Genomic DNA, 12,300 nt, shown 5'->3' on the forward strand with positions numbered 1-12,300 from the left:
TTTACCCGTGCTTTTGTCAACCAACGATAAGGGTACCTTTTCACATTGCAAAGGACAGTTCATGCTTCCATGGCTGTCCCCATAATATATTATCTACTTCTTTAAAATAGACCAAGATTTATCGCTTAGAGTAACTTGGTTTAAATCGAGAACCCCTTGGTTTTATCAAACATTTAGGACCGGTACCAATTAAATCCTGTCGTTTTGCTTTAATCAGCGCTTCATATACGAGATCATAATTTTTCGGATTGCGATATTGCATCAAGGCACGCTGCATCGCTTTTTCATGAGGATCACGCGGTACATATACTTCACTCATATCCCGTGGATCTAATCCTGTATAATACATAGCTGTCGATAAAGTCCCCGGAGTTGGATAAAAATCCTGTACCTGTTCAGGCTGATGATGGATATCACGCAGATACTCTGCCAGTTCGATCGCTGCATTTAAGTCACTGCCCGGATGAGAAGACATCAAATATGGAACCAAATATTGATTCTTATGATATTCCTTATTCAAATCTTCATAGCGTTTCACAAATTTTTCATAAAGACCACGACGTGGTTTCCCCATTTTATCCAGTACACGATCACTGATATGCTCCGGTGCTACTTTTAATTGTCCGCTGATGTGATTTTGCACCAATTTTCTAAAGAATGTATCATCTTTATCATACATTAAATAATCATAACGGATACCTGAACGAACAAATACTTTTTTCACATTTGGAAGTAAGCGCAACTGATCTAATAATTCGATGTAATCTTGATGGCTGACTTCCATATTTTTACAGGCATTAGGCCATAAGCACTGCTTGGCAACACAAGTTCCATGTTCCAATTGTTTTTGGCACGATGGTGCTCTGAAGTTTGCAGTCGGTCCGCCAACATCGTGAATATACCCTTTAAATTGCGGGTCCTGAGTAATTTTCTTTGCTTCTTCAATAATGGATTCATGGGAACGAGCTTGTATGATTCTTCCCTGATGAAAAGCCAAAGCACAGAAATTGCATGACCCAAAGCAGCCTCTATTTGAAATAAGAGAGAATTTCACCTCTTCAATCGCGGGTACATGGCCTATTTCCTTATAACGCGGATGATAATCACGCTGATAAGGCAAAGCATAAGCATCATCAAATTCCTGCGTAGTTAACGGACGGTTCGGTCGGTTTTGTACGACATACCAACCATCATAAGGCTCTACTAAGATTGAAGCATTGAAATGATCGGTATTTTGATATTGAATATTAAACCCTTTTGCATAGGCAATTTTATCTTGACAGATTTCTTCATAACTTGGCAGCATTATGTAATCATTCAAATTGGAAATATCTTTTGTTTTATAGACGGTTCCATCTAAATAAGTTAAATACTTTGCTTCCAACCCACTGTCCAATGCTTCGGCTACTTCAATGATACTGTTTTCGCCCATACCGTATAATAAAAGATCGGCGTTTGCATCAATAATAATAGATTTACGCACTTTATCATCCCAGTAATCATAGTGAGCCAAACGGCGAAGGCTCGCTTCAATCCCACCGATAATAATCGTGGCATCTTTAAAAGCTTGTCGAGCCTTTTGAGAATAAACGATGACAGCACGGTCAGGGCGTTTCCCCATTTTCCCACCGGGAGTATATTGATCTTTCTTACGTCTGCGTTTTGAAACACTATAGTGGTTGACCATAGAGTCAATATTCCCTGATGAAATCAAAAAACCAAGGCGAGGTTTTCCAAACTGCTTAAATTCATCTAATGAATGCCAATCCGGCTGAGCTAAAAAGCATACTTTAAACCCTCGGCTTTCTAAAGTACGGCAAATGATGGCAGCTCCAAATGACGGATGATCAACATAAGCATCCCCACATATATAAACAAAATCAGGCTGTTCCCATCCTCTATCTTTCATTTCTTGGGCGTTCATAGGTAAAAATTCGTTCATAACCTCATCCTTTCTTTACGGTTTTCTATTATGTCATAAATTTCTTAGTTTGAAAATAGATTCCGCTGTATTCTTCTACAAATGCTTCAATAATTTGCGTTACTTCTTTCAGCGTCGTTTCCGTATAGCTTAACTTATCTATGTTTTTTATTTTTAACAGCTGCATATGCCGAAATAGTTTTAATACTTCTTTCGAATAAACCGGATCGTTTTTATTCAAGCAATCCACACAGACAAATCCACCATCAACAATACTGATTGAAGCGATAGGGTTCGTTTCCTGACACCTGACACAATGGTTAACTTCCAAGACAGTTCCCGATCTTTCCAGCATTGCCAAATTAAATAAATCATATACCACCTGTGGCGGATACCCTGCCTGCAATGCCTGAAAACTATCTTCTATAAGTGTAAACAGCTGTGCATCCGGTACATTTTCTTCTTCCTGCTTATACACATATTCATTCATATAACTGCTGTAGATTTGTAGCTGTAAGTCTTCTTTAAGATGACGATAGAAATCAACTATTGTCGCTTTCAATAAAAGACTGATCCCCTTTTTAGGGATAATCATCATTTCTACTAAACTCAATTCCTGCAAAGCCGCTGCATTTTTACTTTCCATTTTATTGACCCCTTTAGCGATAAAAGTCAATCGTCCAAATTCCTTAGTATAGGCATAAACTAAACGATCTTTTTCCTTATAGGGCATGGTCTTTAAAATAAAGGCAAGGGTCGTCGTTTCATTCATTAATATTCGTCCTCGTTATATCCTAACTCTTTCAAATATTTTTCTTTATTACGCCAATCTTTTTCCACTTTCACAAAAAGATCTAAATCTACATCCATTCCTAAGAACTGACGAATATCTTTACGTGCAGCTAACCGAATTTTCTTGATCATAGCCCCTTGTTTTCCGATGATGATTCCTTTTTGAGAGTCGCGGGTTACCACAATCGAAGCAATAACGTCTAAACGATGTTCTTTTTCATCTTCTTCAATTTTATCGATAAGTATCGCCACTGAATGCGGGACTTCTTCATGTGTGTAATGCAATATTTTTTCACGAATGAATTCGGCTATAATAAAACGTTCCGGATGATCGGTTAACTGATCGTCTTCATAATATTTCGGTCCCTCATGCAAGTCATCCTTTAATACACGAATCAGATGATCTACCTGCAATCCGGTTTTAGCACTGATTGGAATAATTTCTTTAAAAGGAAACAAATCCTGCCATTCCATTAATTTTTGGATCAGTTCTTCTTTTGAAAGCAAATCCACTTTATTTAATACTAAATAAACAGGTATCTCAGCTTCTTTTAAACGATTGATAATATAATGATCCCCTTTACCAATCTTTTCATTAGCCGGAGCAATAAAAAGAATGACATCTGCTCCATAGATTGAATTTAATGCTGAAGTATTCATAAACGATCCTAATCGATCCTGTGGCTTATGAACTCCCGGTGTATCGATAAACACAATTTGACTGTCTTCATCTGTATAAATCCCCTGAATCGTATTTCGCGTTGTCTGCGCTACATCGGACATAATCGCTAATTTTGTTTTAAGCATCTGATTCAGCAGAGTGGATTTTCCCGCATTGGGTCTTCCTACGATACTTACAAATCCTGATTTAAACATGTAAATCCTCCTCTAAAAATGCACCCGGTAATAAAGCTTTGATATTGGTAATCAGATGCTTTGTTGGGTTGGCTAGAATGATAGGCGTTTCCGGCAGCATCAATTCCGCTAAAACCTGACGGCAGGCTCCGCAAGGCGTAACGACCTCTTTGCCATAAGCCACAATCGTCAGTGTTGCGATGTCTTCTTTCCGATACCCATGACAATATGCCTGATATATTGCATTGCGCTCTGCACACATCGTCGATCCGTATGCCGCATTTTCAATATTACAGCCATCAAACCATGTCCCATCTTTCATTTCAATTGTTGCTCCTACGGCAAAATGGGAATATGGGATATACGCTTTTTTAGAAGCCTCAAAAGCTCTTTCTATTCTTTTCTTTACATCCATTCTTCTTCCCTACTTTCTTAAAATATCCATATTATTCAATATCGTATCCTGTAATGCCATCATTACTTTTTCATCTTCTTCCACCATATGATCATAGCCTAATAAATGCAGTAATCCATGAGTAAACAAGAAACATAATTCACGTTTGATACTATGTCCGTAATCCTGTGACTGCTCGACTGCTTTATCATAAGAAATAAAAATATCTCCTAACAAGCGCGGCATCCCTTCTACATAAGGGGATTCCTCATCTTCTAAAGCAAAGGTAATGACATCGGTTGGTCGATCGATATGACGATATTCCCTGTTGATCTCATGAATTCGATCATTATCAATGATACTTACAGAAAATTCAATATCCTCTTCAATCTTCAAATAATCAAATGTATATAAAGCGATCTCATTAAATAAAGCTTCAAATTCACTTAAATCCATCTCTAATTCATTAATCATTTCAATATCTAATTCCATTTTATTTCGCTCCTATATGTATACTTCCTTTGCTTATTATAACACAGCTTTCGCTATTAGAAACAATATTTGTTTGATGATCCACCACCAGAATTAATTTATTTTTAAAATTCTCACTTTCTAATATTTGTTTGACTTTCTGTTTTAAAGAATCACTCATATGACTAAATGCTTCATCAAAGACATACATCTCATAATCCAGCAAAATAACTCGAACAAAGGCAATTAGCTGCAGCTGCCCTTGAGATAACCCTTGACCTTGTCCATCCAGTGAACATGTCAGCAAAGGATAAAGCTCCGTTAAATAAAAATTACCCATCAATTTATATAAAGCACTTTGATCAATCCCTTCCGTTAAGAACTGGAGGACATTGATATCCGCAATAAAGGGTTCTCCATTCAAAAAACAGATTTTCTCCTTGAGTTCCTTTTCGGGAATATTTTTAAGTTCTGCCTGATTTAACTTAATGCTGCCACGGTACCCTTTTAACTGTCCGGTAATCAATTTAAGAAAAGTAGTTTTCCCACTCCCATTATCACCAACGACTTGCAAATGATGAGAGAAAACCTCATCCTGATGCGCAAAAATAGGAGTTCGATAACCAAAAGCAAAACTGACATGATCAAAAGCAACTGTATTAATAGGCCCTTGTATGGTTTCTTGTCCTTCTTTATTTTCGATATTCAACGTTTTATAACGTTCAAAAACCATCTCCATGCGTTTTCCTTGAATGATTAATTGAATCGCTCTAAATAAAGGATCTACTAAATAGGAAACCAATGTATAAGCCAGCATCAATTCTCCTATTGTCAGTTGATTAGAACGGATCAAGCCATAACCTTGGTAAAACAATAATATACTCATAAATTGAAGCAGAACATTCACTATGATCTGATAATAGCTTAAATCTCTTTTTTTCTCTTTAAAATGCTGCAAATAGTGAATAAAGAAAGATTCTCGGTTCTGTTTTTCTACTGTCTCTAATCTAAATAGTGAATAATTTTGAGCATGCATCAAGTAGTGATGAGACAGTGTCATAAGATATTGATGGTCAACTAAAATCTGCTTATCTTTCTTATTCAATCGTTTCAAGATCAAATAGCTTAACCCCATCACTAAGATGAAAATCATGCCAATCCCTGTCAATAACGGCGCCGCCACCCAATAAAGCACCACAAAAAATAAGATAATCTGTATTGCATCTACACACAGACTCTCTACACATTCCACTAAATATTGCGGTAATTCAAATAGCGTCTGAAGCTTATTTAAACTTTCCTGCGGTAAATAACGTTCCGTATAGTCCATTGGCAGTAATAAAAGATGATCCAGCGTTGAATATATAATATCTGTTTGCAGCTGTTGCTCACATTGAATCATCCAATCATTCTTTATCTTTTGACAGAAAGCTTTTTGAAGCAAAACAAAAAGAACGCCAATACTCAATATATTGACAAGTGAAGTATTCACATTGTCATTGAGCATATCCATTAAATATTTAAAATAGGTATTCATTATTAAAGTAAGTAGAGATAAGAAAGAGGATATCCCCATTATTTTTATAATAAAGGAACGCCTTAGTTTTATTTGCTGCCAAGCATACTGATAAAAAGAAAGCGCCGCAGTATGAGGCGGATGCCCAACGATCTGAATGACAATCGCTCGATTTCGATAAAGCTGCCCTAATTCAGCCAATGTGTAACGTACTAAACCGTTAGCCGGATCCCCACAAATGAAATAAGGAGCTTTATAACGATACAAAACCATATAATGTGATCTGTTTTCATGATGCGTATGTAAAATACAAGGATAGCGCATATGTGCTGTTAGCGTCTCTAAATCTGTCTCATATCCTTTGGCTTCAATATGATAGTATTTCAAACATTCGATCAATCCCTGCATGCTGATGCCATGATGGTCAAGACGACAAAGCGCTTTAATATGATCCACTTCATCCTTAATATGAAAGTATTTTAAGATCATGTATATACTGTAAGCTCCACAGGAATAATTCTCATCCTGCAGATAGATTGGATATCTTCTCATACATTTCCCCCTGCTCCTATCTACTTATTCCTCCTTTTTCAAAGATTTACTCGCTTCAATAACTTTTCAACTCATTTTTGCAATATATTGATTAAAAACGATACAACACCATTCTCTTATAAAGACTTGGGTTACATTTTAGAATAATTTTTGGTACTATAATAAAGAGGTGACAAAGATGAATGAACAACAATATCAATCTGTATTAAAGTGGTGTCGAACTAATACAACAAAAGAAAAACTGCTTACTTTATTATGCCGTTATTCTCCTGTTGGTGTTATTATCATTTATTTAGGAATGATTCTTTATTTATCCTTACAGCATGACCCACGTCTAATCAAAGTTCTGCTTTACCCTTTTTTCGCTCTCTTCACCATTACCTTGATGCGTAAATTTTATAATCGTCCGCGTCCTGCTGACATTTATTCTATTGAACCTTTAATTAAGCATCATCAAGGAGAATCTTTTCCCAGCCGCCACACAGGAAGCGCCGTAATCATTGCGTTTAGCTGTCTGTATATATCTTTGCCACTCGGTATTCTTTGCTTTATCATCGCTTTATATGTCGGGATATCAAGAGTCATTGCCGGTGTTCATTTTATTAAAGATATTGCTGCCGGTGCCGCTGTCAGTACCGTCTTTGGCATACTGTTGTTTATTTTATAGCGATTAACAGGCATGATTCATGCTTGTTTTTTATAGAAAGGAAGTTTATTATGCAGCCATCCATCGAATTATTAAAAGAAATCCTCGTTCCCTATGAACGACTGCCTCTTCGTATTTTCTATTTTCAAGGTAAAAAATCTGCGATTGGATATCCTTTACACACTCATCGTGATGCAGAATTATTATTTTGTGTCCATGGCAGTTTAGATATTAGGATTAAAGAGACTATCTTTCACTTAAAAAAGGAGGATTATCTCTACATTAATCTTGAAGAAGCTCACGCTACCATATGTCCTGTTGAAAATGAAATCCTCGTTTTACAGATATCTAATGACTTTATCCGTAATATTAGTAATGATCCTAACTTTAGAATTGAAAATGAAACTATGTTGGAAAAAGAAAAAAAGATCACAGAACCTGAAAGAGTAAAAACATTATTATTTCAAATCTATAGTCATTATGCACTTAAAGAAGAAGGATATCATTTAAAAATCTATAGTTTACTTTTTGAAGTAGCCTATCTTTTTGTTCGTGAATTTAAAGAAATCCATCATGCTTCTATTGAAATATCCACACTGAAACATCAAACTCTAATCCAAGATATTTGCCTTTATATCAAAAATCATTATAACGAACCCTTAACCTTAAATGAATTATCTTTGCAATTTGCCTACACACCTCAGTATATTGCTTCCCTATTTCAAAACTATATCGGCATGACCTTTCTCACTTATCTGAACAGTATTCGAATTGATAAGTCTCTTCCGTTGCTGATTAACAGTGATCTTTCCATCATTCAAATATCAGAAGCTTGCGGCTTTGCTTCTGTGAAATCCTTTAATAAAGTCTTCAAAGCAATCTATCAGTTATCTCCAAATAAATTCCGTCATTTTAATAAAAGACATCAGATTAAAAATTGACCCCTATTTTCTTAAATATAGGAATGATATTTCTTCTTTCTTTATCTAAAATAATGAGTAGAAATAAGGAGGATAACTATGAAAAAATATTTAGCCAGTGATATTGACGGAACACTTTTGAAACATAATAATGGGAGCAATCAAAAACGATCAGTTTTGGAGAAGGACATACAAGCAATAGAATTCTTCACTAAACAACATACCTTGATTATTTCAACCGGAAGAAATAAAATAAGCACTTTTCAATTATTTGATCGTTTGAATCAACAATTAACACATACGTATTACATTACAAGTAATGGTGCCCAAATCTTTGATTCTGATCGCCGCTGTATTTTTCAAATGACTTTAAAAAAGGAGATTGCAGAGCAAAGCTTGAGACTGTTTTATCGTTTAAATACCCATTCCGATTTACTATGCAGTGTTTTTGATGGGGAAAAAATTTATTTGTTAGAAAATCAAGAAGATACTCAAGAAATTCCCAATCTAAGTAAGATCATCAATATTTGTGTTGAATCTAAAAATAAGAACATGGGTGACATTCAACCCATTTTCAATCAAGCAAAAACTTTTTATCATTGCGAAGTCCACCAGAATAACTGGTATGTGGATATCGTGCCCCAAAATATATCAAAAGCATTTGCGATTCATTTTATTATCGATTTAGATTCTGAAAATGAATCTTATCAGTTAGGAGCTGTTGGAGATTCCTGGAACGATATCCCAATGTTTGAAATTGCGGATGAAAGCTATACCTTCCATCAATCTCCAACTGAAGTTAAACAAAAAGCAACTCACCATATTGACCATGTCTATCAGTGCATTGCAGATTTTTTAGAGAAATGAAAATAGAGATACCGATGTATCCCTATTTTTTTATTTAATTGTTTTAATATGATTGAACGGGAATAAAATTACTCCATCTTTGCCAATAAACTTATCATAAGGAAAACTTCCTAAAACACGTGAATCAGCAGAAACCAAACGATTATCCCCCATCACGAAATACTCATTTTCAGGGACAGTTACTTCAAAATCTTCGGTAAACAAAGAACTGTTGTATTTAAGCTTAGCTTCTTCCATATATTCCTTATCCAAATAAGTTTCTTCATATTCAACGCCATCAATATAGAGACGATCATCTTTAAATTGAATAGTTTCACCCGGAAACCCGATCAATCGCTTAACGATTTTCTCTTGAAGCTGCGTTGAATATAACACCACAACATCAAAACGTTCTAAACTATCTTGACTTAGTCCAATGACATTAATGATTGAAATATCATTATTGTCTAATGTCGGATACATTGATTTTCCATTCACGATGACAGGATTGACCACCTTTGTAAATATAAGAGATGTCACCACCGCTACGGCGACTAATTCTATAATTGTTTTAATGAGTTCTTTTGATTTTGAATTATTTTTTTCCATTGAAAGACTCCTTTTATTCTATTTTATTATATAGCCGCCTAAGATAATTATCAAGATAGACGATAGAATAAAGATAACATTTAGTATTGATAACACGATTATAGTGTCTAATTCCTCCATCCTCACATAATCCTCATATTATTCCATTATATTCTTCTGACCCACTTGTCTTTTTAATAACAAATCCGATTATATCTCTTTAGCAATTAAGTCATAGGATATTTACAGTTAATTTCTCAACACTTCTTTAGGTGTATATTTTAATATTTTAGGCAGAAAAATTAAATTTGGTAAGATGAACAGTAAGGAATAATACACCATATAGCGCTGGAAGAAATGAAATAACGTAAGCTGAAGCGGGATGTTTAATGCCCGAGAAATCATTTCTTTTCCTACAATAGTCCAAAGCATACACAAAATAAAGCTCAAACCACCATAAATAAGAATTTCTATAAAAATGAGGAAACCAATCTGCCAAGAACGTATTCCATTTGTTTTATTGTAGTAAATCAAATAAAAACTTACACATTTAATAAAGTAAGTTTCATCCTTTATGGTTCTTAACCATTTTCAAATTCCTAATAAAACAAAAAAACAATCCTTTCGGATCGTTATTATCTAATGGTGCCCAAGGCCGGACTCGAACCGGCACAGTATCGCTACCGACGGATTTTGAGTCCGTTGCGTCTACCAATTTCACCACTTGGGCAATCAATTACGTTGCTAGTAGATTATACAATTATAATAAAAAAAAAGCAATCCTTTTTTTAAAAAATTATATTTTTATTATACCTAATAGATGTAATAAATAGGGGTTTCTATTTGTAAGTAAAAATAAAAGCAATTTCGTTTATCACTTAAAGTGACAATTTTTGACAAACACATCTTAAAAGAAGTAGTAAATCTATTCTTTATACAGTATAATAGATACTGTAATTATTATAGTAATCGGGAGGGATAAAGATGGCTATCATTGATTTTGTCAAATACAATGGGGATCCTGATGTTTTTGCTTGGAAGTATCCAGATGAAGAGTTAAGCACGTGGACACAATTGATTGTCAATGAATCACAAGAAGCAATTTTATTTAAAGAAGGGAGAGCTTTAGATCGCTTTGGTCCTGGAAGACATGTTTTAGATACTAAAAATATTCCATTACTCACTGGATTGATCGGGCTTCCATTTGGTGGAAATTCACCATTTACCGCCGAAATTTATTTCATCAATAAGACAGTTGTTTTAGATATAAAGTGGGGAACCCCCTCACCTATTCAGCTGCAAGACCCTAAATATAATGTCATGATCCCAGTTAGAGCCTATGGGCAGTTTGGGATTACTATTTCAGATTCCAAGGCATTTCTGACCAAATTAGTCGGAACAGTTCCATATTTTGATAAAGAATCTGTCGTGAAGTATTTTAAAGGTATCTACTTAACTAAAGTAAAAGATGCCATTTCTTCTTACCTTATTAAAGAACAGGTTCCGATATTAGAGATTGGGGCTTATTTAGAAGAAATTTCCGACTGTCTGTTAGACAAGATTCGTCCGGAAATGGCAGAATATGGAATCAAGATCGTTAATTTCAACGTTAATGATGTCAGTGTACCCGAAGATGATCCATCCGTTGTCAAGCTTAGAGACGCTTTAGCTAAACGAGCAGAAATGGATATTATCGGTTATAGTTATCAGCAGGAAAGATCTTTTGATACATTAGAAGGAGCCGCTAAAAATGATTACAGCGGAGGTGGCTTGATGGGTGCCGGAATCGGATTAGGTTTAGGGGCTGGTCTTGGTGTTCCTATGGGACAGCAAATGGGTGGCATCGCCAGTCAGATTGATGTGACAACTAAACAAAAAGAGTGTCCTAAATGTCATCAGATGATTCGTGCCGATGCCAAATTCTGTCCGGAGTGCGGGACTGATGTACAAATCGCCAAACAAACGGAATGCCCAAATTGCAAAGGGGCAGTCCCAGAAGGGGCGAATTTCTGTCCTAGCTGTGGTGAACCAATGCATAAAAAATGTCCTAATTGTGGAATTAAAGTGAAACCAAACACTAAATTTTGTCCGGAATGTGGGACTAAACTATAAAAGGAGTAAATAATATGAAACAAACAAAAAACACTTCATGGGGCGTAATCACGTGTGCATTGATTTTCTTTTGGCCGATTGGGATATATTTGTTAATTCGACGTTTCAACAACGATAAAGCAGCGACTTTTCAGCATTCTAAAGGATTAAAGATTACCTCATATATATTAATGGGATTTGGAGCACTCGCCATGGTGATGACTTTAAGTGGTCAAATGACAGGCAAAGACAGTGCAGGTGTTGAACATCAAATTGTCGGTGCACAAATGATTCCCTACCTTTTAATTTCAGCGATGTTCCTATTAGGAGGAATTATCCTATTTAATAAGATGAGAAAGATTGATAAGAACTCCGTTAAATATAAACGTTATATCAATTTAGTTGTGAATAACCAATTAAGTGAAATCAGCAAAATTGCTTCAGCACTGTCACTATCATCAAGTCAAGTAACCCATGATCTGCAATCTATGATCGATAACGGTTATCTTGCTAATGCCTATATTGATCGTTCAAGAAATCAAATTATATTAACGCAAAAACCTGTAAACCAAGGAATCGATACGGCGGCTTTGGAAACTTATGTTTGTTCAAGCTGCGGCGCTAAAAATGAAATTTATGCAGGCAGTCCAAAAGTGTGTGAATACTGCGGCACAGTCTTAAAATAAAAAATAAGGTTAAACATTTGGG

The 12,300-nt window shown here is 35.3% G+C and carries 12 protein-coding genes and 1 tRNA gene; 5 read left to right on the forward strand and 8 right to left on the reverse strand.

Features of this window, described 5'->3' with window-relative positions:
- Window positions 1-118: 118 nt before the first annotated feature.
- From BN1225_RS09755 to BN1225_RS09780, 6 genes are read right to left on the reverse strand one after another with little or no spacing between them, the layout of a single operon-like run.
- Window positions 119-1,942, reverse strand: a complete 1,824-nt coding sequence (locus tag BN1225_RS09755; protein WP_041139601.1) for a YgiQ family radical SAM protein — start codon at window positions 1,940-1,942, stop codon at window positions 119-121.
- Window positions 1,943-1,970: 28 nt separating this feature from the next.
- Window positions 1,971-2,693, reverse strand: coding sequence for a DNA repair protein RecO (gene recO, locus BN1225_RS09760; RefSeq protein ID WP_041139602.1), 723 nt, complete (start codon window positions 2,691-2,693; stop codon window positions 1,971-1,973).
- Window positions 2,693-3,589, reverse strand: a complete 897-nt coding sequence (era, locus tag BN1225_RS09765; RefSeq protein WP_041139603.1) for a GTPase Era — start codon at window positions 3,587-3,589, stop codon at window positions 2,693-2,695. The genes recO and era overlap by 1 nt, the downstream gene beginning before the upstream one ends.
- Window positions 3,582-3,983 carry a cytidine deaminase gene (locus BN1225_RS09770; RefSeq protein ID WP_041139604.1) on the reverse strand — a complete coding sequence of 134 codons (402 nt, stop codon included), beginning with the start codon at window positions 3,981-3,983 and terminating at the stop codon, window positions 3,582-3,584. Before BN1225_RS09770 ends, era begins: the two co-directional genes overlap by 8 nt.
- A 9-nt stretch (window positions 3,984-3,992) precedes the next feature.
- Window positions 3,993-4,454, reverse strand: a complete 462-nt coding sequence (ybeY, locus tag BN1225_RS09775; protein WP_041139605.1) for an rRNA maturation RNase YbeY — start codon at window positions 4,452-4,454, stop codon at window positions 3,993-3,995.
- A 1-nt stretch (window position 4,455) separates the two neighbouring features.
- Window positions 4,456-6,501, reverse strand: coding sequence for a cysteine peptidase family C39 domain-containing protein (locus tag BN1225_RS09780; protein ID WP_041139606.1), 2,046 nt, complete (start codon window positions 6,499-6,501; stop codon window positions 4,456-4,458).
- A gap of 178 nt (window positions 6,502-6,679) precedes the next feature.
- Between BN1225_RS09780 and BN1225_RS09785 the strand changes: the two genes are divergently transcribed.
- The 3 genes from BN1225_RS09785 (at window position 6,680) to BN1225_RS09795 (ending at window position 8,934) form a co-directional block, all read left to right on the forward strand.
- Entirely contained in the window at window positions 6,680-7,168 is a 489-nt protein-coding gene (locus BN1225_RS09785; protein ID WP_041139607.1) for a phosphatase PAP2 family protein, read from the forward strand.
- Between the two features lie 50 nt (window positions 7,169-7,218).
- A complete protein-coding gene (locus BN1225_RS09790) occupies window positions 7,219-8,088 on the forward strand; it encodes a helix-turn-helix transcriptional regulator (protein ID WP_041139608.1) in 870 nt (289 codons plus the stop codon).
- A gap of 78 nt (window positions 8,089-8,166) precedes the next feature.
- A complete protein-coding gene (locus tag BN1225_RS09795) occupies window positions 8,167-8,934 on the forward strand; it encodes an HAD family hydrolase (RefSeq protein WP_041139609.1) in 768 nt (255 codons plus the stop codon).
- 30 nt (window positions 8,935-8,964) lie between these two features.
- Here the strand turns inward: BN1225_RS09795 and lepB are convergent, their stop codons facing one another.
- Together lepB and BN1225_RS09805 are read right to left on the reverse strand one after the other, a co-directional pair.
- On the reverse strand, window positions 8,965-9,522 hold the full coding sequence (lepB, locus tag BN1225_RS09800; RefSeq protein ID WP_041139610.1) for a signal peptidase I: 558 nt from the start codon (window positions 9,520-9,522) through the stop codon (window positions 8,965-8,967).
- Window positions 9,523-10,144: 622 nt separating this feature from the next.
- Window positions 10,145-10,231, reverse strand: a tRNA-Leu gene (locus BN1225_RS09805).
- Between the two features lie 254 nt (window positions 10,232-10,485).
- Between BN1225_RS09805 and BN1225_RS09810 the strand changes: the two genes are divergently transcribed.
- The gene (locus BN1225_RS09810) at window positions 10,486-11,613 is read left to right on the forward strand and encodes an SPFH domain-containing protein (RefSeq protein WP_041139611.1); all 1,128 of its coding nucleotides are present in this window, start codon (window positions 10,486-10,488) and stop codon (window positions 11,611-11,613) included.
- Between the two features lie 14 nt (window positions 11,614-11,627).
- The gene (locus BN1225_RS09815; RefSeq protein ID WP_041139612.1) at window positions 11,628-12,278 is read left to right on the forward strand and encodes an Rpo12/RPC10 RNA polymerase subunit family protein; all 651 of its coding nucleotides are present in this window, start codon (window positions 11,628-11,630) and stop codon (window positions 12,276-12,278) included.
- Window positions 12,279-12,300 lie beyond the last annotated feature (22 nt).

The organism is Beduini massiliensis (assembly GCF_000829905.1).
Taxonomy (GTDB): Bacteria; Bacillota_I; Bacilli_A; order Erysipelotrichales; family Coprobacillaceae; genus Beduini; species Beduini massiliensis.